Origin of the sequence: Pseudomonas sp. GD04015 (genome assembly GCF_029837675.1) — a bacterium.
Taxonomy (GTDB): Bacteria; Pseudomonadota; Gammaproteobacteria; order Pseudomonadales; family Pseudomonadaceae; genus Aquipseudomonas; species Aquipseudomonas paralcaligenes.
Window position 1 is genome coordinate 19,124 of sequence record NZ_JAOEEE010000043.1, and the last position, 18,416, is coordinate 37,539.

Here is an 18,416-nt window from a genome sequence, read left to right on the forward strand (position 1 = left end):
CTCCCGGAGGGAGAGGGAGTTGGGCCGGGTATAGCTTTTCTCCCCTCCCCCTTCGGGAGAGGGGCCGGGGGTGAGGGAGCCACAGACGGCTCGCTCCCATCACACCAGCGCCGCCTTCAGCTCTGCTTCGATGGCGGCGCGATCCAGCGCCTGGCCGATCAGCACCAGGCGGCTCTGGCGCGCTTCGCCTTCGCCCCAGGCGCGGTCGAAGTGGCGGTCGAAGCGCTGGCCGACACCCTGGACCAGCAGGCGCATGGCCTTGCAGGGGATGGCGGCGAAGCCCTTGACGCGCAGGATGCCGTGCGTGGCCACGGCGTCCTTCAGCGCGGCCAGCAGGCGCGCTTCCTCTGCTTCCGGCAGGACCACGTCGAAGGAGTCGAACTCGTCGTGGTCGTGGTCCTCGTCTTCCTCGTCGTGGTGGGTGCGGCGGCTGTCGATGTGCAGCTCGGTCTCGCAGTTCAGGCCGAGCAGCACGCTCAGCGGCAGGTCGCCGCCCTGGGCCTCGATCACTTTGACCGCTGGCGGCAGCTCCTCGGCCACCTCGGCGCGCACGGCGGCCAGGGCGTCGGCGTCGAGCAGGTCGGTCTTGTTCAACACCACCAGGTCGGCGCTGGCGAGCTGATCGGCGAACAGCTCGTGCAGTGGTGATTCGTGGTCCAGGTTCGGGTCCTGCTTGCGCTGGGCGTCCACCTGCTCGGGGAAGGCGGCGAAGGTGCCGGCGGCCACGGCCGGGCTGTCGACCACGGTGATCACCGCGTCGACGGTGCAGGCGGTGCGGATTTCCGGCCAGTTGAAGGCCTGCACCAGCGGCTTGGGCAGGGCCAGGCCGCTGGTCTCGATCAGGATGTGGTCCAGCTCGCCGCGGCGTGCCACCAGCTCGCGCATCACCGGGAAGAACTCTTCCTGCACGGTGCAGCACAGGCAGCCATTGGCCAGCTCATAGACGCGGCCGTTGGCCTCTTCCTCGGTGCAGCCGATGGAACACTGCTTGAGGATGGCGCCGTCGATGCCCAGCTCGCCGAATTCATTGACGATCACCGCGATGCGGCGGCCGCCGGCGTTGGCCAGCAGGTGGCGCAGCAGGGTGGTTTTGCCGGCGCCGAGGAAGCCGGTGACGATGGTGACGGGAAGTTTGGCGAGCGATTGCATGGAGAGCCCCGGGAGCGTCGTGGAATGGACGGACGGGCAGGGCGGGGCACGCGCGGACGAGCGAGGGCCGAACACCACCGGATCACCCCGCCCGGTTGTCGAAATGTTTGCGAGGCAGGTCTCCTGGCTTACGGCGTGGAGCCTTGGGGCTCCTGATCCTTCGCCTTCCCGCCTTACAGGGCAGTGGCATTTCGAAGAATCTCGTCCGTTTACAGTTGCGGGGGCAGCCAGGGCTTGAAAGACCCTGTTCCCTCTTAGCTTCTTCGGCTGGCGAAGAAGAACCTCGGAAAGGGCGCAAGGCTACGCAGTGCCTGGGATGCGGTCAACCGCGCGGTTGACGCTGGGTGGGGCTTCGTGATGTTCTAGAAAGGCTGTTTCAGGTGCCTCTCGCCGCCGTGCGCGAGGTGAAACGGGAAGCCGGTGGGCACTCTCCAGACCAGGGGAGGCGAGTCCGGCGCTGCCCCCGCAACGGTAAGCGATCGACGGGTCAACCACGCCACTGTGCCACGCGCATGGGAAGGCCGACCCGGTTCCTGCAAAGGCGTCGTAAGCCCGGAGACCGGCCTGAATCCCTTGTTTGGCAACCCGCGGTGGGCGGGCGTACGCCGGCTCGTGGCCTCCGTGGCCGTACGCGTGCTGCGTTCCTTCTACCGGTCCGTCAACCCCTGGAAGGTGCTCATCATGTCCAGCCGCACGCTGTCGTCCTCCGATTCCGTTTCGCTCCCGTTGTCCAAGCGCCTGACCATCGCCGTCGGCAGCTGCCTGCTCGGCGCGCTGCTGATCTTCTTCGCCGGCTTCTCGCACATCGAGGCGATGCACAACGCCGCCCACGATACCCGCCACAGCGCCGCCTTCCCCTGCCACTGAGACCGCCCGCCATGATCAAGCGCATCGCCCAGACCGCGGGCTTCTCCGGCCTTCTGGCCGCCATCGTCCTGACCCTGCTGCAGAGCCTGTGGGTCACCCCGCTGATACTCCAGGCGGAAACCTTCGAGACCGCCGAGCCGGTGGCCGAGCACAGCCACGGCGAGCAGGCCGTCGCCCACGCGCACGACGACGAGGCCGCCGGCCACAGTCATGACGAGGAAGCCTGGGCGCCCGAGGACGGCTGGCAGCGCACCCTGTCCACCGGCCTGAGCAACCTGGTGGTGGCCGTCGGCTTCGCCCTGATGCTGGCTGGCCTGTTCACCCTGCGTGCGCCGAACCAGACCTGGCAGGGCCTGTTGTGGGGCCTGGGTGGTTTCGCCGTGTTCAGCCTGGCGCCGTCCGCCGGCCTGCCGCCGGAGCTGCCGGGCACCGCCGCGGCCGACCTGCTGCTGCGCCAGTACTGGTGGATCGGCACCGCCGTCGCCACCGCCGCCGGCCTGGGTCTGATCGCCTTCGGCCGCAACTGGGCGCTGCGCGTCGTCGGCCTGGTGCTGCTGGCCGTGCCGCACCTGATCGGCGCGCCGCACCCGGAAGTGCACGAGAGCCTGGCGCCGGCCGCCCTGGAGCGCGAGTTCATCCTGGCCTCGCTGCTGACCAACGCGGTGTTCTGGGCCGCCCTCGGCCTGGCCGCCGCCTGGTTCTTCGGCCGTGGTGCCCGTCGGGACGCCTGAACCGGTGACCATCGCCGGCCTCGGCTGCCGTCGCGGCTGCACGGCGGCCGAGTTGCGCGAACTGCTGGAAAAGACCCTGCGGCAGCTCGCGCTGCCGCTGGGCGCGCTGGATGGTTTGGCTACCAGCGAGCACAAGCGCGGCGAGGCCGGGCTGGTGCAACTGGCCGCCGAACTCGACCTGCCCCTGACCTTCTTCTCCGCCGAGCGACTGGCGGCGCACGATTCGCAGCTGAGCGAGCATTCGGCACCTGTACGCGAGCTGATCGGTGCACCCTCCGTGGCAGAGGCCAGCGCCCTGGCGGGCGCTGCGCAGCGCTCTGGCCGCTCCGCGACGCTGCTCTGCAGCAAGCAGCGCAGCGCCGCTGCTACCCTGGCCATTGCCCGCGCCTGAGCGCCTGCTCGTGATCTGCTGCGCGTCGGCTGAATGGTGTTGGAAGGATATGCCCACGTGAGTTGTCGCACCCCTTGTGGGAGCGGATTCATCCGCGAATGTCGAGGCCAGTCGGAATGCCGCCCAGCCGCGCCCACGAACGCAGGATTGCGCCACCGATACGTAACGGGGACATAGCCCTTCGGAATGCTCATCTGCCGTCTGTAAACTCTGCTTCCTCAGCCGTTTTCGCTTATCTCTGGCTCGCAAGATCGCGAGCAGGCTCTGACATCGGGGTAACTCAATGACCGTCTATTTCATCGGTGCCGGCCCCGGCGATCCGGAGCTGATCACCGTCAAGGGCCAGCGCCTGATCCGCAGCTGCCCGGTGATCCTCTACGCAGGCTCGCTGGTGCCGGAGGCCGTGCTCCAGGGCCACGGCGCCGAGCGGGTGGTGAACACCGCCGAGCTGCATCTGGAGCAGATCGTCGCCCTGCTGGCTGAGGCCCACGCCCGGGGCCAGGACGTGGCCCGGGTGCACTCCGGCGATCCCTCGCTGTACGGTGCCATCGGCGAGCAGATCCGCGAGCTGCGGGCACTTGGCATTCCCTTCGAGATCGTCCCCGGCGTCACCGCCACGGCGGCCTGCGCGGCGTTGCTGGAAGCCGAGCTGACCCTGCCCGAGGTGGCGCAGACGGTGATCCTCACCCGCTACGGGCACAGCTCGCCGATGCCGGCGGGCGAGGAGCTGGGCGCCTTGGCCAGCCACCGTGCGACCCTGGCGATCCACCTGGGCGTGCGCCACCTGCCGCGCATCGTCGAGGAACTGCTGCCGCACTACGGCGGCGATTGCCCGGTGGCGGTGGTCCACCGCGCCAGCTGGCCGGACCAGGACTGGGTGCGCGGCACCCTGGCGGACATCGAAGAGAAAGTGCGCGGCAAGGACTTCCGCCGCACCGCGCTGATCCTTGTCGGCCGGGTGCTGGATGCGGCGGACTTCGCCGACTCGGCGCTCTACGCCGAGACCACCCGTCACCTGTTCAGGAAAGACGACGCAGGCAGTAGCGACTGAGGTCGACGTTGCCCCGGTTGTCGGCGATGGCGATCTCGCCGCCCAGCGCCCTGAGGCGGCTGTTCAGGTCGCTGGCGTAGAGCGCCTGGCGCAGGCGCGGGTAGTCCCACTGCGGCGCCAGCCAGCGGTGCAGCTGCGGCAGCAGGAACTCCCAGTGGCCGGGCTCGCAGGCGAAGCCGGCCTCGCGCAGGCGGGCGAGGATGTCGGCATCGCCGCGCAGCAGGGCCTGGCAGTGCTGGAACAAGGTTTCGAGCGGATCGTCCATGACGGGCGATATTGCGCGGCGGCGAGGGTTGCGGGCAACCTGTGCGGCTATCGGATCGACGAGGAACCCCCATGCGCGACTATCAGTGGCTGCACGAATACTGCCTCAACCGCTTCGGCTCGGTCGCCGCCCTGGAGGCCAGGTTGCCGCAGCCCGTGAGCGAGGCCGAACTGCGCGCGCTGGGCGACGACCGCTACCTGTCGCAGATGGCCCTGCGGATATTCCGCGCCGGCCTCAAGCACAGCCTGGTGGACGCCAAGTGGCCGGCGTTCGAGGAGGTGTTCTTCGGCTTCGACCCGGAGAAGGTGGTGCTGATGGGCGCCGAGCACCTGGAGCGGCTGATGCAGGACACGCGCCTGATCCGCCACCTGGGCAAGCTCAAGAGCGTGCCGCGCAATGCCCAGTTCATCCTGGACGTGCGCAAGGAGAAGGGCAGCTTCGGCGCGCTGATCGCCGACTGGCCGGCGAGCGACATCGTCGGTCTGTGGAAGTACCTGGCCAAGCACGGCAACCAGCTCGGCGGCCTGTCGGCACCGCGCTTCCTGCGCATGGTCGGCAAGGACACCTTCATTCCCAGCAACGACATGGTCGCCGCGCTCAAGGCCCAGGAAATCATCGACAAGGCGCCGACCAGCCAGAAGGAGCTGGCCGCGGTGCAGGCCGCCTTCAACGAGTGGCAGGCGCAGAGCGGCCGGCCGTTGTGCCAGCTGTCGATGATGCTGTCCTTCACCGTCAACCACTGAATGCGACAGGAGGCAGGCATGCAGGAGGAGATCATCCGCGTCGCCCGGGCCATCCAGGGCGCCGAGCGTATCCTGGTCATCACCGGCGCCGGGCTCTCGGCGGATTCCGGGCTGCCGACCTATCGTGGCCTGGGCGGCCTGTACAACGGCCTGACGGCGGAGGGGCTGCCGATCGAGGCGGCGCTGTCCGGGTCGATGCTGCAGCGCGACCCGGCGCTGTGCTGGAGGTACCTGGCCCAGCTCGGCGAGGCCTGCCTCGGCGCCGTGCCCAACGCCGGCCACGCCGCCATCGCCGAGCTGCAGAGGCGCAAGCCGGGCTGCTGGGTGCTGACCCAGAACATCGATGGCTACCACCGCGCCGCCGGCTCGCCGGCCGAGCGCCTGATCGAGATCCACGGCGAGCTGGCGCCGCTGTTCTGCCAGTCCTGCGGGGCGGAGGACGCCGAGCTGGCCGAACACCTGCGGCGATCGCTCCCGCCGCGCTGTGCTCGCTGCGGGGGCGTGCTGCGCCCTCCGGTGGTGCTGTTCGAGGAAATGCTGCCCGAGGATGCCATTGGTCGGCTTTATGACCAGATACGGCAGGGCTTCGAGGTGGTTATCGCAGTGGGCACTACCGCGAGCTTCCCCTACATCGTCGAGCCGGTGGTGCAGGCCAGCAGGGACGGGGGTTTCACCGTCGAAGTGAATCCCCGGGAGACCGATCTCAGCCGCCGGGTCGACCTGCGTCTGGCGGGGAGGGCGTCAGACGTTTTGCCGGAACTACTGAGTCACATTCCCGGGTATTGAATTTGCAAATCGCCTCGATAGGCGGCATAGTCGCGCCCCAACAAAAACCCAGACAGACACGGTCGTGCCCATGCTAAAGCGCTTCGCACCCCTCGTGCCCATTGCACTCTCAGCCCTGCTGGCGGCCTGCGCCACCCAGGCGCCGCAGCAGCCCCAGATGGATCTGGCTCACAAGCCCCAGCAGCAACCCGTCGAGTTCATCTTCGACGAAGAGCCGGTGGTGGAATTCTCGGACGACAATGCCTACGAGCTGCCTTCGCTGGCGGACAGCATCCTGGCTCATGGCCTGTCCCTGGTCGGCACCCGCTACCGCATGGGTGGCACCTCGGTGACCAGCGGCTTCGACTGCAGCGGCTTCGTCGGTTTCCTGTTCAAGGAAGAGGCGGGCATGCAGCTGCCGCGCTCGACCCGCGAACTGATCAACCTGGACGCACCGCTGGTCTCGCGCAGCGAGCTGGAGCCGGGCGACCTGATCTTCTTCAACAACCGTGGCCGTGGCCGCGTCAGCCATGCCGGCATCTACCTGGGCGATGACCAGTTCATCCATTCCAGCAGCAGCCGTAGCGGCGGCGTGCGGGTAGACAGCCTGGACGACAGCTATTGGAGCCGCAGCTACATGGAAGCCAAACGCGTCCTGGCCATGGCGCCGGAGCCGCGCGAAGCGCATCGCTGAGCGTCGCGGGCCTTGCGCCCGCGGCGGCGAGCCGGCAGAGTAGGGCGCATTCCGGCCAGGACGCCCGCCCATGCATTCCACGGCTCGCCTCTCCCTGCTAGCCCTCGCCGCGCTGCTCACCGCATGCGCCGGCAATCCCCCTCCACCTTCCTACGAACCCGTCGCGCTCTTTCCCATCGTCGGCGCCAGCGCCGATGACGTGGTGATCAGCGCCATCGGCCTGAACGGCACGCCGTACCGCTATGGCGGCAACACGCCGGAGAGCGGCTTCGACTGCAGCGGCCTGATCGGCTACGTCTACCGCAACGCCGCCGGCATCCAACTGCCGCGCTCGACCCGCGACATGATCAACCTGCGCGTGCCCGACGTCGGCCGCGGCGAGCTGCAGAGCGGCGACCTGGTGTTCTTCGCCACCAACGGCGGCGGAAAGGTCACCCACGCCGGCATCTACGTGGGCGAGGGGCGCTTCGTGCATGCGCCCTCCAGCGGCGGCACAGTGCGCCTGGATCACCTGACCCAGGCCTACTGGCAGAAGAGCTACCTCGGCGCCAAGCGCGTTCTGGCCGCCGGCCACCTGGCGCGCCAGCCATGACCAACCGCACCCTCGCCCTCGACGACGCCCTCTACCAGTACCTGCTCGATGTCTCCCTGCGCGAGTCGCCGCTGCTCAAGCGCCTGCGCGAGGAAACCGCGAAGCTGCCCTCGGCGGGCTGGCAGATCGCCCCCGAGCAGGGCCAGTTCATGGCCCTGCTGGTGCAGCTCTGCGGCGCGCGCAAGATCCTCGAGATCGGCACCTACACCGGCTACAGCGCCCTGTGCATGGCCCAGGCCGCTGGCGAGGACGGGCGCCTGACCTGCTGCGACCTGCCTGGCGACTACAACGCCATCGCCGAGCGCTACTGGCAGGAGGCCGGGGTGGCGGAACGCATCGACCTGCGCCTGGCACCGGCGCTGGAAACCCTCAGCGCGCTGGAGCGCGGCGGCCACGGCGAGAGCTTCGACCTGATCTTCATCGACGCGGACAAGGCCAACTACCCGGTGTACCTGGAGCACGCGCTGGTGCTGGTGCGCAGGGGCGGGTTGATCCTGTTCGACAACGTGCTGTGGAGCGGCCGGGTGCTGGAGCAGAACCCGGACAGCGCCGACACCCGCGCCATCCAGTCGCTCAACCGCGGCCTGCGTCGCGACGCCCGGCTCGACCTCAGCCTGCTGCCGCTTGGCGACGGCCTGAGCATCTGCCGCAAGCGCTGAGCGATCAGCGCATGAGGCAATAGTTGATCAGCTGTTCTTCGATGCTCTGGCGTTGACGCAGAATCAAGGCAACCATCACCAGCGCCTCGGCTTCGTCGTATTGGTAGAGGATGCGGTAGTCCGCCAGGTGCAGTTCCCGATAATGACTGACGCCCAGCAAGGCGGCTTGCTGGCATACCGGGGCTGACAGTGGGTGTTCTTTCAGGCGTTTCTCTGCGTTCCGGATCAGCTCGACCAGCCTGGCCTGTGCCAGCTCGACGCCGTGGTGAGGCGTCAGGTGGTGGAGTTGGGAGATCAGGCTTTCTTCGGCGGTCGTGGCATAGCGGATATCAATCGGCTTGCTCATCGGACTTGGCTCCTGCCGCTCCCTGGGCAGACGGGCTGCGCTGTTTCAAGCGTTCCAGCAAGGTATCCCCCGAGATCAGGCGGCCTTCGCTCTTGTCGCGCTCGGCGAAAGACAGCAGCTTGATCAGCGCCAGGGCTTCATCCCTGCGTTTGCGCTCGGCATAGGACTCGACCACATAGGCCGGTACGCCGTTCTGGGTGATGACCATCGGTTCGCTGAGGTCCAGCGAAGCTGCATGCTGCTTCAGGTAGCTGATGGTCTGGACTTTCATGGCCTGTCTCCTGGTAGTGGAAGGACGCCAGCCCCGGACTGGGGGCTTGGCTGCCTTCAAGAGAGCGTGCCGGTTACGGCGTGCTGTGCAGTGCGGTCCATATATAGGCTTTATTCGGACTTACTGCAATTCGGATAGCGGGTCCTGTGCGCTGTGCCGGTGCCTCGACCAGCGGCGGAAGGGGCGTAGGGAAGCTGTCCGTTCGCGCGAAGAACCCCCTTCATCAGCTGCAGCATGCGGTTTGGTGCGCCTGCCGAATGCTGGGCGGCAAGCTGCCTGGGTTCTGCGCATGGGCTCAGGCCCCGAGCGCGGCCTCGCATTCCTCCACGCAGCGCTGGCAGGCCTGGGCGCATTGCTGGCAGTGGTCGTGCTGGTGCTCGCCGCAGGCTTCGGCGCAGGCCTGGCAGGCTACCGCGCAGAGGCGCAGGATCTCGTCGCACAGCGGGCTGTCGCGGGCCATCAGGCGTTCGGCCAGGCGGCACAGGTCGGCGCAGTCGATGTCGCAGGCGATGCAGGTGGCCATGTGCTGCAGGTCGGGCTCCTTGAGGCAGGCGGCGGCGCAGGTTTCACAGGCGATGGCACAGGCGCTGCAGGCCTGGATGCAGGAAGCGTAGCGTTCACGGACCATGGCGTTCTCCTCGGGTAAGGTCGGTCGTCTGGGTTGTGAACTCCGTCGGCCCCTCGGGGTTCGACCCATCTGCCGGGCGGCGCGCCGCGACGCGGCTTGCACCGGAGCGGCAACAGCCCCTAAGCTGCGCGCCTGCTTCAGGTGCCCCGGCGCGCGGCGTTCGCGGGTGAAACAGGGAAGCCGGTCCATTCGCCACGAAGAATCCGGCGCTGCCCCCGCAACGGTAGGTGAGACAAGGGTCGCTCGACGCCACTGTGCCCCGGCACGGGAAGGCGCGACCCGCAGGCCGCAGGCCTGGCTCACGAGCCCGGAGACCGGCCTGTCGCGATCCACGGCAGTGCGGCGGGCTCTGCGGTCGCGGGCCTGCGCCCGGCCGCCGCCTTTTCCTCCTGCCCCGATTGATTCCGCGCCCGGACCTCCTGTGCGCGCAGGGTACCCAGGAGCCCGATATGAGCGAATCGGCCGAACGCGACGCCCGCCACAAGGCGCGCATGCAGCGCAAGAAGGCGCTGATCGACGAGAAGATCGCCCAGGCCCGGGACGAGTACGGCCTGCTGCTGGTGCACACCGGCAACGGCAAGGGCAAGAGCAGCTCCGCCTTCGGCATGGTTGCCCGCGCCCTCGGCCACGGCATGAAGGTCGGCGTGGTGCAGTTCATCAAGGGCGCCGCCAGCACCGGCGAGGAAGCCTTTTTCCGCCGTTTCCCCGAAGAAGTGCGCTGGTTCGTCATGGGCGAGGGCTTCACCTGGGAGACCCAGGACCGCCAGCGCGACATCGCCATGGCCGGCGAGGCCTGGCAGGTGGCACGCACGCTGCTGGCCGACGAGAGCATCGGCCTGGTGGTGCTGGATGAGCTGAACATCGCCCTCAAGCACGGCTACCTGCAGCTGGACGAGGTGCTCGCCGACATCGAGGCGCGACCGCTGCTGCAGCACGTGGTGGTGACCGGCCGCGGCGCGCAGCCGGGGGTGATCGAGGCGGCCGATACCGTTACCGAGATGACCCTGGTCAAGCATGCCTTCAAGGCCGGGGTTAAGGCGCAGAAAGGGATCGAGTTCTGATGGCCGAGCCACGCCACTGCCCGGCCTTGCTGATCGCCGCGCCGGCCTCCGGTCAGGGCAAGACCACCGTGACCGCCGCCCTGGCACGCCTGCACAGCCGTGCCGGCAAGCGCGTGCGGGTGTTCAAGTGCGGCCCCGACTTCCTCGACCCGATGATCCTCGCCCGCGCCAGCGGCGCGCCGGTGTACCAGCTCGACCTGTGGATGGTCGGCGAGGCGGAGACCCGGCGCCTGCTGTGGCAGGCGGCGGGCGAGGCCGACCTGATCCTGATCGAAGGGGTGATGGGGCTGTTCGACGGCAGCCCCTCGGCCGCCGACCTGGCGCGCCGCCTGGAGGTGCCGGTGCTGGGCGTGATCGACGCCGGCGCCATGGCCCAGACCTTCGGCGCCATGGCCTACGGCCTGGCCCACTTCCAGCCCGGCCTGCCGTTCGCCGGCGTGCTCGCCAACCGCACCGGCAGCGAGCGACACAACGGCATCCTGCGCGATAGCCTAGCGCCGGGCATGCGCTGGTTCGGCGGCCTGCCGCGCTCCGCCGCGCTGGAGCTGCCGCGCCGCCACCTGGGGCTGATCCAGGCCGAGGAACTGGCCGACCTGGACGCGCGCCTGGACGCCGCCGCCGATGCCCTGCTGGCCAGCGCCGGCGAGCTGCTGCCGGCGCCGGTGGGCTTCGCCGCGCCCGCCGCACCCGCCATCGAGCCGCTGCTGGCCGGGGTGCGCATCGGCGTGGCCCGCGATACCAGCTTCGCTTTCCTCTACCAGGCCAACCTCGACCTGCTGCGCGAGCTGGGCGCCGAGCTGGTGTTCTTCTCGCCCCTGGCCGACGCGGGCCTGCCGGAGGTGGACAGCCTCTACCTGCCCGGCGGCTACCCCGAGCTGCACCTGCGCCAACTGGCGGACAACCGGCCGATGCTTGATGCCATCCGCGTCCATCACGCGGCCGGCAAGCCGCTCCTCGCCGAGTGCGGCGGCATGCTCTACCTGCTCGATGCGCTGACCGACAAGCAGGGCGCGAGCGCCGAACTGCTCGGCCTGCTGCCGGGCCGCGCGGTCATGCAGCCGCGCCTGGTGGCGCTGGCGCTGCAGGAAGTGGAACTGCCGGAAGGGCGCCTGCGCGGGCATACCTACCACCACTCCGTGCTGGACTGCGCCCAGGCGCCGTTGACCCGGGGCACCTGCCCGAACGGTAAACCGGTGGCCGAGGCGGTGTTTCGCAGCGGCCGCCTGACCGCCTCCTACATCCACTTCTACCTGCCGTCCAACCCCGGGGCGACGGCGCGGCTGCTGGCGCCATGAGCGAGCACGCCTTCAGCGCCGAGGAGCGCGCCGCGGTCTATCGCGCCATCGCCGAACGCCGCGACATGCGCCACTTCGCCGACGGGCAGGTAGCGCCGGAGCTGCTGGCGCGTCTGCTGCGGGCCGCGCACCAGGCGCCCAGCGTGGGCCTGATGCAGCCCTGGCGCTTCGTCCGCATCACCCGGCCGGAGCTGCGCGACGGCATCCACGCTCTGGTCGAGGCCGAGCGGGTGCGCACCGCCGAGGCCCTGGGCGAGCGTGGCGATGAGTTCATGCGGCTCAAGGTCGAGGGCATCCGCGATTGCGCCGAATTGCTGGTAGCAGCGCTGATGGACGGCCGCGAGGCCCATGTGTTCGGCCGGCGCACCCTGCCGCAGATGGACCTGGCCTCGGTCAGCTGCGCGATCCAGAACCTGTGGCTGGCGGCCCGCGCCGAGGGGCTGGGGATGGGCTGGGTGTCGCTGTTCGATCCGCTCGCCCTGGCCGAACTGCTCGGCATGCCGGAAGGCAGCCAGCCAGTGGCCGTGCTCTGCCTGGGGCCGGTGAGCGGCTTCTACCAGCGGCCGATGCTGGTGGAGGAGGGCTGGGCCGACGAGCGTCCGCTGGACGAACTGGTGTTCGCCGACCAGTGGGGCCGGCGGTCGTGAGCGTGGCGCTGTCCGCCCTGGCCGGCATGGGCCTGGACGCCTGGCTCGGCGAGCCGCGCCGCTGGCACCCGCTGGTGGGCTTCGGCGAACTGGCCCGGCGCATCGAGCAGCGCCTCAACGCCGGCGGTCGTGGCTGGCGCAGCCACGGCGTCAGTGGCTGGTGCCTGGCGGTGCTGCCACCGGTGGCGCTGGTCTGGCTGTTGAGCCTGACCGGCCTGGGCTGGCTGCTGGACATCCTTGCCCTGTATTTCGCCGTTGGCCTCAAGAGCCTCGGCCAGCACGCCCTGCCGGTAGCCCAGGCCCTGCGCCTGGGCGACCTGCCCCGGGCGCGCCAGCGGGTCGGCTATCTGGTCAGCCGGCGCACCGCCGAACTGGACGCCACCGGCGTCGCCCGCGCGGGCACCGAGTCGGTGCTGGAGAACGGCTCGGACGCGGTGTTCGCCGCGCTGTTCTGGTTCTGCCTGCTCGGCGCACCGGGCGTGGTGCTGTACCGCCTGAGCAACACCCTGGACGCCATGTGGGGTTATCGCAACGAACGCTTCGAGCGCTTCGGTTGGGCGGCGGCGAAGATCGATGACGTCCTCAACTATGTACCGGCGCGGCTGGTGGCGCTGACCTACGCGCTGCTCGGCCACACCCGCCTGGCACTGCGCTGCTGGCGGCGACAGGCGCCGCTGTGGGACAGCCCCAACGCCGGCCCGGTGATGGCGGCGGGCGCCGGCGCCCTGGGCGTCAGCCTGGGTGGCGCGGCGGTCTACCACGGCATCGAGGAGCAGCGTCCGCAGCTGGGCGAGGGCGCGCCGCCGCGGGCGCGGGACATCGAGCGGGCGCTCAACTTGGTGTACGGCGGCGTCGCCCTGTGGCTGCTGATACTGGTCGCGGGAGGACTGTGCCTTGCTTGAACACGGCGGACGGCTGCGCGAGGCGGCGCGGCGCTACGGCATCCCGCTGGCGGACTGGCTCGACCTGTCCACCGGCATCGCCCCCTATGGCTGGTTGCTGCCGGCGATTCCCGCCTCTGCCTGGCAGTGCCTGCCGGAGGCTGACGACGGACTGGAGGCACTGGCCCGCGACTACTACGGCGCCCCGGCGCTGCTGCCGGTGGCCGGCTCCCAGGCGGCGATCCAGGCGTTGCCGCGTCTGTGCCGCGACGGCAGCCGGGTGGGCATCGTGTCGCCGGCCTATGCCGAGCACGCCGAGGCCTGGCGCCGTGAGGGTCACTTGGTGGTCGAACTGGGCGAGGGCGCGGTCGAGCGCAGCCTGGAGCGCCTGGACGTGCTGCTGGTGGTCAACCCGAACAACCCCACCGGCCGGCTGATCGAGCGCGAGCGCCTGCTCGGCTGGCATGCGCGGCTGGCCGAACGCGGCGGCTGGTTGCTGGTGGACGAGGCCTTCATGGACTGTACGCCGGAGCACAGCCTGGCCGCCGACAGCCAGCGGCCGGGGCTGATCGTGCTGCGCTCGTTCGGCAAGTTCTTCGGCCTGGCCGGCATCCGCCTGGGCTTCGTGCTGGCAGAGGCCGCGCTGCTGGAGCGGCTGTCCGAGCTGCTCGGACCATGGTCGGTCAGTGGCCCGGCGCGGGCGGTGGCCCGGGCGCTGCTGGGCGACGGCGAGGGGCAGTGGCGCCAGCGCGAGCGCCTGCGGGTCGATGGCCTGCGCCTGGCCGTGCTGCTCAGCGCCTGCGGCCTGGCCCCGGCCGGCGGCACCGCGCTGTTCCAGCTGGTCCACCACCCGCAGGCAGTGGGCCTGCACGGCTATTTCGCCCGGCGCGGCATCCTCCTGCGCCTGTTCGCCGAGACCCGCTGCCTGCGCTTCGGCCTGCCCGGCGGCGAGGCCGGCTGGCGCCGCCTGGAACAGGCCCTTAAGGAGACGCCGGCATGACCACGCTCATGGTCCAGGGCACCACCTCGGACGCCGGCAAGAGCACCCTGGTGACCGCCCTGTGCCGCTGGCTCCGGCGCCAGGGTGTGAGCGTGGCGCCGTTCAAGCCGCAGAACATGGCGCTGAACAGCGCGGTGACCGCCGACGGCGGCGAGATCGGCCGCGCCCAGGCGGTGCAGGCCCAGGCCGCCGGGCTGGCGCCGCACACCGACATGAACCCGGTGCTGCTCAAGCCCAACTCCGACACCGGCGCCCAGGTGATCATCCAGGGCCGGGCGGTCGGCAACATGAACGCGGTGGCCTACCACGACTACAAGCGCGTCGCCCGCGCGGCGGTGCTCGAATCCCACGCGCGCCTGGCGTCGCAATACCCGGTGGTGATGGTGGAGGGCGCCGGTTCGCCGGCCGAGATCAACCTGCGCGCCGGCGACATCGCCAACATGGGCTTCGCCGAGGCGGTGGACTGCCCGGTGATCCTGATCGCCGATATCGACAAGGGCGGCGTGTTCGCCCATCTGGTCGGCACCCTGGAACTGCTCTCGGACAGCGAGCGGGCACGGGTCAAAGGCTTCGTCATCAACCGCTTCCGCGGCGACATCGCCCTGCTGCAACCAGGGCTGGGCTGGCTGGAGCAGCGCACCGGCAAGCCGGTGCTCGGTGTGCTGCCGTACCTGATGGACTTCCACCTGGAGGCCGAAGACGCGGTGCAGGTGCTGCAGCCGGACAAGGAGCGCGAGGTGCTGCGAGTCGCCGTGCCGGTGCTGCCGCGCATCAGCAACCACACCGACTTCGACCCGCTGCGCCTGCACCCGCAGGTCGACCTGCAGTTCATCGGCCCCGGCCAGACGATTCCGCCGGCCGACCTGATCGTGCTGCCCGGCTCGAAGAGCGTGCGTGCCGACCTGGCGCGTCTGCGCGAGCACGGCTGGGACGCCGCCATCGCCCGCCACCTGCGCTACGGCGGCAAGCTCCTCGGCATCTGTGGCGGGCTGCAGATGCTCGGCACGCGCATCGACGACCCCCACGGCCTGGAAGGCCCGGCCGGCAGCAGCGCGGGGCTCGGCCTGCTCGACTACGCCACCGTGCTGGAGCCGGAGAAGCAGCTGCGCAATGTGCATGGCCGCCTGGCCCTGGGCGACCTGCCGGTGAGTGGCTACGAGATCCACGCCGGGGTCAGCGCCGGCCCGGCCCTGGCGCGGCCGGCCGTGCTGCTGGACGACGGGTGCGGCGACGGTGCCCTGAGCGCCGACGGCCAGGTCATGGCCACCTACCTGCACGGGCTGTTCGAGCAACCGGCGGCCTGCGCCGCGCTGCTAGCCTGGGCGGGCCTGCGCGAGGCGCGCCAGGTGGATTACCATGCGCGCCGGGAGCGCGACATCGAGCGCCTGGCCGATCTGGTCGAGGCGCATCTGGACACCCGCCTGCTCCGCGAACTATGTGGCCTGTAGCCACTGTTGTGGGAGCGGCCTCGGCCGCGATCGCGCGTCCACCGACTCTAGACAGGAAACCCCGATGCTCGAACTGATCCTCGGCGGCGCCCGCTCCGGCAAGAGCCGCCTGGCCGAGCGGCTGGCCGCGCAGAGCGGCCTGGACATCACCTACATCGCCACCGGCCGGGCCTGGGACGGCGAGATGGCCGCGCGCATCGCCCACCACCGCGCCTCGCGCCCGGCCGAATGGGGCCTGGTGGAAGAACCCCTCGAACTGGCCCGCGCCCTGCGCGACAATGCCGCCCCCCGGCGCTGCCTGCTGGTCGACTGCCTGACCCTGTGGCTGACCAACCTGCTGATGCTGGAAGACGAAACCCGCCTGGCCCTGGAGCGCGACGCCTTCCTGGAAACGCTGGCCGAGCTGCCGGGACGCATCGTCTTGGTCAGCAACGAGACCGGCCTGGGTGTGGTGCCGCTGGGCGAACTGACTCGCCGCTACGTCGACGAGGCCGGCTGGCTGCACCAGGCCGTGGCCGAGCGCGCCGGGAGGGTGGTGTTCACCGTCGCAGGACTGCCCATGCTGCTCAAAGGAGAGCCGCTATGACTTCATCGCCCTGGTGGCAGCTCGCCTGCCGCCAGCCCGACGCTACCGCCGAGGCCGCCGCCCTGGCGCGCCAGGCGCAGCTGACCAAGCCGCGCGGCGCCCTCGGTGCGTTGGAGGCGCTGGCCGTGCGCATGGCCGCGCTGCAGGGGCGCGAGCGGCCGTCCATCGCCCGGCCGCGGCTGGTGCTGTTCGCCGGCGACCACGGCGTGGTCGCCGAGGGCGTGTCGGCCTACCCGCAGGCGGTCACCGCGCAGATGCTCGGCAACTTCGTCGCCGGCGGCGCGGCGGTCAGCGTGCTGGCCCGGGAGCAGGGCGTGCCGCTGCGCCTGATCGACCTGGGCACCATCGACCCCACACTGGAGCTGCCCGGCGTGCGCCACCTGCGCCTGGGCGCCGGCACCGCCAACTTCGCCGTCGAGCCGGCGATGAGCGCCGCGCAGTGCGCCGCCGCCCTGCAGGCCGGCCGCGACGCGGTGGTGGAGGCCCTGGCCGAGGGCTGCGACCTGCTGCTCGCCGGCGAGATGGGCATCGGCAACACCAGCGCCGCCACCGCCCTGGCCTGCGCCCTGGGCGACCTGAGCCCGGACCAGCTGACCGGGCCCGGCACCGGGCTGGACCTCGACGGCGTGCATCACAAGCAGGTGGTGATCGAGCGCGCGCTGACCCTGCACGCGGATCATCTCGGCGAGCCGCTGGAGGCCCTGCGCCGAGTCGGTGGCTTCGAGCTGGCGGCACTGGCCGGCGCCTACGTCGCCTGCGCCCAGGCCGGCATCCCGGCGGTGGTCGACGGCTTCATCTGCACGGCGGCGGCCCTGTGCGCCGTGAGCCTGAATCCCGGCGTGCAGCCCTGGCTGCTGTTCGCCCATGCCGGCGCCGAGCTGGGCCACGCCGCGCTGTTGGCCGAGTTCGATGCCACCCCGCTGCTCGACCTCGGCCTGCGCCTGGGCGAGGGCAGCGGCGCGGCCCTGGCGCTGCCCCTGATCAAACTGGCCTGCGCGCTGCACGGCGGCATGGCCACCTTTTCTGAAGCACTGGTTGAGGACAAGCAATGACTCTTTCCCTGGACATGTTGCGCCACGGCGTGACCGACGCCGGCCCCGGCTTTCGCGGCAGCAGCGACGACGCGCTGACCGAGCAGGGCCGCCAGCAGATGCAGCTGGCCCTGGCCGGGCAGAGCGGCTGGGACCTGGTGATCAGCTCGCCGCTGCAGCGCTGCGAGAGCTTCGCTCGCGCGTTCGCGGAAGGCCTTGGCCTGCCGCTGCGCATCGAGGCCGACCTGCGCGAGCTGCACTTCGGCGCCTGGGAGGGCCGCAACTCGGCGGAAGTGCTGCTGGAAGACCCGGAAGCGCTCGGCCAGTTCTGGAACGATCCCTATCACTTCACCCCGCCGGAAGCCGAGCCGGTGCGCGACTTCGCCGCGCGCGTGCTCGGCGCCGTCGAGCGTCTGCAGGCCGAGCTGGACGGCCAGCGCGTGCTGCTGATCACCCACGGCGGCGTGATGCGCCTGCTGCTGGCCCGCGCCCGCAACCTGCCGGAGGGCCAGCTGCTGCAGGTGGAGGTGGGCTACGGCGCGCTGCACCGCCTGAGCGTCGAGCCGGGCCTGAAGCTGGTCGAAGCCTGACGCGGGCCCGAGCCTGATGCTGCCGCAGCCGCTGCTGATCGCCCTGCAGTTCCTCACCCGCCTGCCAGTGCGCCTGCCCGGCATGCCGGAGGCGCAGCAGGTCGGCCGCTCGCTGCTCTGGTATCCGCTGGTGGGGCTGCTGATCGGCGGCCTGCTGCTGGGGTTGCACGGGCTGCTCGGCGATACCCCGGCGCTGCTCCAGGCGGCGCTGCTGCTGACGGTCTGGGTCGGCCTCTCCGGCGGCCTGCACCTGGACGGCCTGGCCGACACCGCCGACGCCTGGGTGGGCGGCTACGGCGACCGGGAGCGCACCCTGGCGATCATGAAGGACCCGCGCAGCGGGCCTATCGCCGTGGTCGTGCTGGTGCTGGTCCTGTTGCTCAAGTTCGCCGCCCTGGTCGTGCTGCTTGAGCGCGGTGCCTGGGCTGGCCTATTGCTGGCGCCCTGGCTGGGCCGTGCGCTGCTGCCGCTGCTGTTCCTGACTACTGTCTATGTACGTGCCGGGGGCCTCGGCCAGGCGCTGAGCGAGCATCTGCCGCGCGAGCGCTTGCCGCTGCTGCTGGCCGCCCATGGCCTGGCCATGCTGCTGCTCGGCTGGAGCGCGCTGTGGGCGCTGGTTGCCGCGGCGCTGTGCTTCTGGCTGCTGCGCCGGGCCTTCGTCGCGCGCCTGGGCGGCACCACCGGCGACACCGCCGGCGCCCTGCTGGAATTGAGTGAGTGCTCGG

Annotated in this window: 24 protein-coding genes and 3 riboswitches; of the genes, 19 read left to right on the plus strand and 5 right to left on the minus strand. The window is 70.5% G+C overall.

The window, feature by feature from the left end; genetic code table 11:
- Positions 1 to 99 precede the first annotated feature (99 nt).
- Positions 100 to 1,149, minus strand: coding sequence for a cobalamin biosynthesis protein CobW (gene cobW, locus N7640_RS23105; RefSeq protein WP_279905832.1), 1,050 nt, complete (start codon positions 1,147 to 1,149; stop codon positions 100 to 102).
- Positions 1,150 to 1,244: 95 nt separating this feature from the next.
- A riboswitch (cobalamin riboswitch) is annotated at positions 1,245 to 1,450 on the minus strand.
- Positions 1,451 to 1,510: 60 nt separating this feature from the next.
- Positions 1,511 to 1,732: riboswitch (cobalamin riboswitch) on the plus strand.
- A 98-nt stretch (positions 1,733 to 1,830) separates the two neighbouring features.
- Between cobW and N7640_RS23110 the strand changes: the two genes are divergently transcribed.
- The 4 genes from N7640_RS23110 (at position 1,831) to cobM (ending at position 4,189) form a co-directional block, all read left to right on the plus strand.
- Positions 1,831 to 2,016 carry a CbtB-domain containing protein gene (locus N7640_RS23110; RefSeq protein WP_279905833.1) on the plus strand — a complete coding sequence of 62 codons (186 nt, stop codon included), beginning with the start codon at positions 1,831 to 1,833 and terminating at the stop codon, positions 2,014 to 2,016.
- An 11-nt stretch (positions 2,017 to 2,027) separates the two neighbouring features.
- Positions 2,028 to 2,747, plus strand: coding sequence for a CbtA family protein (locus N7640_RS23115; RefSeq protein ID WP_279905834.1), 720 nt, complete (start codon positions 2,028 to 2,030; stop codon positions 2,745 to 2,747).
- Between the two features lie 4 nt (positions 2,748 to 2,751).
- On the plus strand, positions 2,752 to 3,138 hold the full coding sequence (locus tag N7640_RS23120) for a cobalamin biosynthesis protein (protein WP_279905835.1): 387 nt from the start codon (positions 2,752 to 2,754) through the stop codon (positions 3,136 to 3,138).
- A gap of 283 nt (positions 3,139 to 3,421) precedes the next feature.
- Positions 3,422 to 4,189, plus strand: coding sequence for a precorrin-4 C(11)-methyltransferase (gene cobM / locus N7640_RS23125; protein ID WP_279905836.1), 768 nt, complete (start codon positions 3,422 to 3,424; stop codon positions 4,187 to 4,189).
- Here the strand turns inward: cobM and N7640_RS23130 are convergent.
- The gene (locus tag N7640_RS23130) at positions 4,158 to 4,454 is read right to left on the minus strand and encodes a hypothetical protein (RefSeq protein WP_279905837.1); all 297 of its coding nucleotides are present in this window, start codon (positions 4,452 to 4,454) and stop codon (positions 4,158 to 4,160) included. The genes cobM and N7640_RS23130 overlap by 32 nt on opposite strands.
- Before the next feature lie 71 nt (positions 4,455 to 4,525).
- Here N7640_RS23130 and N7640_RS23135 point away from each other — a divergent pair, with 71 nt between their 5' ends.
- From N7640_RS23135 to N7640_RS23155, 5 genes are all read left to right on the plus strand, one after another.
- Positions 4,526 to 5,197, plus strand: a complete 672-nt coding sequence (locus tag N7640_RS23135) for a DNA-3-methyladenine glycosylase I (protein WP_279905838.1) — start codon at positions 4,526 to 4,528, stop codon at positions 5,195 to 5,197.
- An 18-nt stretch (positions 5,198 to 5,215) separates the two neighbouring features.
- Positions 5,216 to 5,983 carry an NAD-dependent deacylase gene (locus N7640_RS23140; RefSeq protein WP_279905839.1) on the plus strand — a complete coding sequence of 256 codons (768 nt, stop codon included), beginning with the start codon at positions 5,216 to 5,218 and terminating at the stop codon, positions 5,981 to 5,983.
- A gap of 70 nt (positions 5,984 to 6,053) precedes the next feature.
- Complete coding sequence (locus N7640_RS23145) at positions 6,054 to 6,656, plus strand: NlpC/P60 family protein (protein ID WP_279905840.1); 603 nt, start codon at positions 6,054 to 6,056, stop codon at positions 6,654 to 6,656.
- A gap of 70 nt (positions 6,657 to 6,726) precedes the next feature.
- Complete coding sequence (locus N7640_RS23150) at positions 6,727 to 7,248, plus strand: C40 family peptidase (RefSeq protein WP_279905841.1); 522 nt, start codon at positions 6,727 to 6,729, stop codon at positions 7,246 to 7,248.
- Positions 7,245 to 7,907, plus strand: a complete 663-nt coding sequence (locus N7640_RS23155; protein WP_279905842.1) for a class I SAM-dependent methyltransferase — start codon at positions 7,245 to 7,247, stop codon at positions 7,905 to 7,907. The genes N7640_RS23150 and N7640_RS23155 overlap by 4 nt, the downstream gene beginning before the upstream one ends.
- Before the next feature lie 4 nt (positions 7,908 to 7,911).
- Here N7640_RS23155 and N7640_RS23160 read toward each other — a convergent pair whose 3' ends face one another.
- From N7640_RS23160 to N7640_RS23170, 3 genes are all read right to left on the minus strand, one after another.
- A complete protein-coding gene (locus N7640_RS23160) occupies positions 7,912 to 8,253 on the minus strand; it encodes a type II toxin-antitoxin system RelE/ParE family toxin (RefSeq protein WP_279905843.1) in 342 nt (113 codons plus the stop codon).
- Positions 8,237 to 8,524: a type II toxin-antitoxin system Phd/YefM family antitoxin gene (locus N7640_RS23165; protein WP_220813493.1), complete on the minus strand. Its 288-nt coding sequence runs from the start codon at positions 8,522 to 8,524 to the stop codon at positions 8,237 to 8,239. The genes N7640_RS23160 and N7640_RS23165 overlap by 17 nt, the downstream gene beginning before the upstream one ends.
- 295 nt (positions 8,525 to 8,819) lie before the next feature.
- Entirely contained in the window at positions 8,820 to 9,152 is a 333-nt protein-coding gene (locus tag N7640_RS23170) for a four-helix bundle copper-binding protein (protein ID WP_279905844.1), read from the minus strand.
- Positions 9,153 to 9,274: 122 nt separating this feature from the next.
- Positions 9,275 to 9,490, plus strand: a riboswitch (cobalamin riboswitch).
- Positions 9,491 to 9,601: 111 nt separating this feature from the next.
- Between N7640_RS23170 and cobO the strand changes: the two genes are divergently transcribed.
- The 10 genes from cobO to N7640_RS23220 all read left to right on the plus strand — a co-directional run.
- A complete protein-coding gene (gene cobO, locus N7640_RS23175) occupies positions 9,602 to 10,213 on the plus strand; it encodes a cob(I)yrinic acid a,c-diamide adenosyltransferase (RefSeq protein ID WP_279905846.1) in 612 nt (203 codons plus the stop codon).
- The gene (locus N7640_RS23180) at positions 10,213 to 11,508 is read left to right on the plus strand and encodes a cobyrinate a,c-diamide synthase (RefSeq protein ID WP_279905847.1); all 1,296 of its coding nucleotides are present in this window, start codon (positions 10,213 to 10,215) and stop codon (positions 11,506 to 11,508) included. The genes cobO and N7640_RS23180 overlap by 1 nt, the downstream gene beginning before the upstream one ends.
- Entirely contained in the window at positions 11,505 to 12,155 is a 651-nt protein-coding gene (gene bluB / locus N7640_RS23185) for a 5,6-dimethylbenzimidazole synthase (protein WP_279905848.1), read from the plus strand. The genes N7640_RS23180 and bluB overlap by 4 nt, the downstream gene beginning before the upstream one ends.
- Positions 12,152 to 13,057, plus strand: a complete 906-nt coding sequence (gene cbiB / locus N7640_RS23190) for an adenosylcobinamide-phosphate synthase CbiB (protein WP_279905849.1) — start codon at positions 12,152 to 12,154, stop codon at positions 13,055 to 13,057. The genes bluB and cbiB overlap by 4 nt, the downstream gene beginning before the upstream one ends.
- Entirely contained in the window at positions 13,050 to 14,036 is a 987-nt protein-coding gene (gene cobD / locus N7640_RS23195; RefSeq protein WP_279905850.1) for a threonine-phosphate decarboxylase CobD, read from the plus strand. Before cbiB ends, cobD begins: the two co-directional genes overlap by 8 nt.
- Positions 14,033 to 15,484: a cobyric acid synthase gene (locus tag N7640_RS23200; protein ID WP_279905851.1), complete on the plus strand. Its 1,452-nt coding sequence runs from the start codon at positions 14,033 to 14,035 to the stop codon at positions 15,482 to 15,484. The genes cobD and N7640_RS23200 overlap by 4 nt, the downstream gene beginning before the upstream one ends.
- Positions 15,485 to 15,548: 64 nt before the next feature.
- Entirely contained in the window at positions 15,549 to 16,070 is a 522-nt protein-coding gene (gene cobU, locus N7640_RS23205) for a bifunctional adenosylcobinamide kinase/adenosylcobinamide-phosphate guanylyltransferase (protein ID WP_279905852.1), read from the plus strand.
- The gene (cobT, locus tag N7640_RS23210) at positions 16,067 to 17,122 is read left to right on the plus strand and encodes a nicotinate-nucleotide--dimethylbenzimidazole phosphoribosyltransferase (RefSeq protein ID WP_279905853.1); all 1,056 of its coding nucleotides are present in this window, start codon (positions 16,067 to 16,069) and stop codon (positions 17,120 to 17,122) included. Before cobU ends, cobT begins: the two co-directional genes overlap by 4 nt.
- Entirely contained in the window at positions 17,119 to 17,691 is a 573-nt protein-coding gene (gene cobC, locus N7640_RS23215) for an alpha-ribazole phosphatase family protein (RefSeq protein WP_279905854.1), read from the plus strand. Before cobT ends, cobC begins: the two co-directional genes overlap by 4 nt.
- Positions 17,692 to 17,707: 16 nt before the next feature.
- Positions 17,708 to 18,416, plus strand: a 709-nt coding sequence (locus tag N7640_RS23220) for an adenosylcobinamide-GDP ribazoletransferase (RefSeq protein WP_279906242.1), incomplete at its 3' end; no start/stop codon positions are given.

Coding starts and splice junctions, on each gene's coding strand:
- cobW (WP_279905832.1), bottom strand. CDS start 1,149: ATGCAATCGCTCGCCAAACTTCCCGTCACCATCGTCACCGGCTTCCTC.
- N7640_RS23110 (WP_279905833.1), top strand. CDS start 1,831: ATGTCCAGCCGCACGCTGTCGTCCTCCGATTCCGTTTCGCTCCCGTTG.
- N7640_RS23115 (WP_279905834.1), top strand. CDS start 2,028: ATGATCAAGCGCATCGCCCAGACCGCGGGCTTCTCCGGCCTTCTGGCC.
- cobM (WP_279905836.1), top strand. CDS start 3,422: ATGACCGTCTATTTCATCGGTGCCGGCCCCGGCGATCCGGAGCTGATC.
- N7640_RS23130 (WP_279905837.1), bottom strand. CDS start 4,454: ATGGACGATCCGCTCGAAACCTTGTTCCAGCACTGCCAGGCCCTGCTG.
- N7640_RS23135 (WP_279905838.1), top strand. CDS start 4,526: ATGCGCGACTATCAGTGGCTGCACGAATACTGCCTCAACCGCTTCGGC.
- N7640_RS23140 (WP_279905839.1), top strand. CDS start 5,216: ATGCAGGAGGAGATCATCCGCGTCGCCCGGGCCATCCAGGGCGCCGAG.
- N7640_RS23145 (WP_279905840.1), top strand. CDS start 6,054: ATGCTAAAGCGCTTCGCACCCCTCGTGCCCATTGCACTCTCAGCCCTG.
- N7640_RS23150 (WP_279905841.1), top strand. CDS start 6,727: ATGCATTCCACGGCTCGCCTCTCCCTGCTAGCCCTCGCCGCGCTGCTC.
- N7640_RS23155 (WP_279905842.1), top strand. CDS start 7,245: ATGACCAACCGCACCCTCGCCCTCGACGACGCCCTCTACCAGTACCTG.
- N7640_RS23160 (WP_279905843.1), bottom strand. CDS start 8,253: ATGAGCAAGCCGATTGATATCCGCTATGCCACGACCGCCGAAGAAAGC.
- N7640_RS23165 (WP_220813493.1), bottom strand. CDS start 8,524: ATGAAAGTCCAGACCATCAGCTACCTGAAGCAGCATGCAGCTTCGCTG.
- N7640_RS23170 (WP_279905844.1), bottom strand. CDS start 9,152: ATGGTCCGTGAACGCTACGCTTCCTGCATCCAGGCCTGCAGCGCCTGT.
- cobO (WP_279905846.1), top strand. CDS start 9,602: ATGAGCGAATCGGCCGAACGCGACGCCCGCCACAAGGCGCGCATGCAG.
- N7640_RS23180 (WP_279905847.1), top strand. CDS start 10,213: ATGGCCGAGCCACGCCACTGCCCGGCCTTGCTGATCGCCGCGCCGGCC.
- bluB (WP_279905848.1), top strand. CDS start 11,505: ATGAGCGAGCACGCCTTCAGCGCCGAGGAGCGCGCCGCGGTCTATCGC.
- N7640_RS23200 (WP_279905851.1), top strand. CDS start 14,033: ATGACCACGCTCATGGTCCAGGGCACCACCTCGGACGCCGGCAAGAGC.
- cobU (WP_279905852.1), top strand. CDS start 15,549: ATGCTCGAACTGATCCTCGGCGGCGCCCGCTCCGGCAAGAGCCGCCTG.
- cobT (WP_279905853.1), top strand. CDS start 16,067: ATGACTTCATCGCCCTGGTGGCAGCTCGCCTGCCGCCAGCCCGACGCT.
- cobC (WP_279905854.1), top strand. CDS start 17,119: ATGACTCTTTCCCTGGACATGTTGCGCCACGGCGTGACCGACGCCGGC.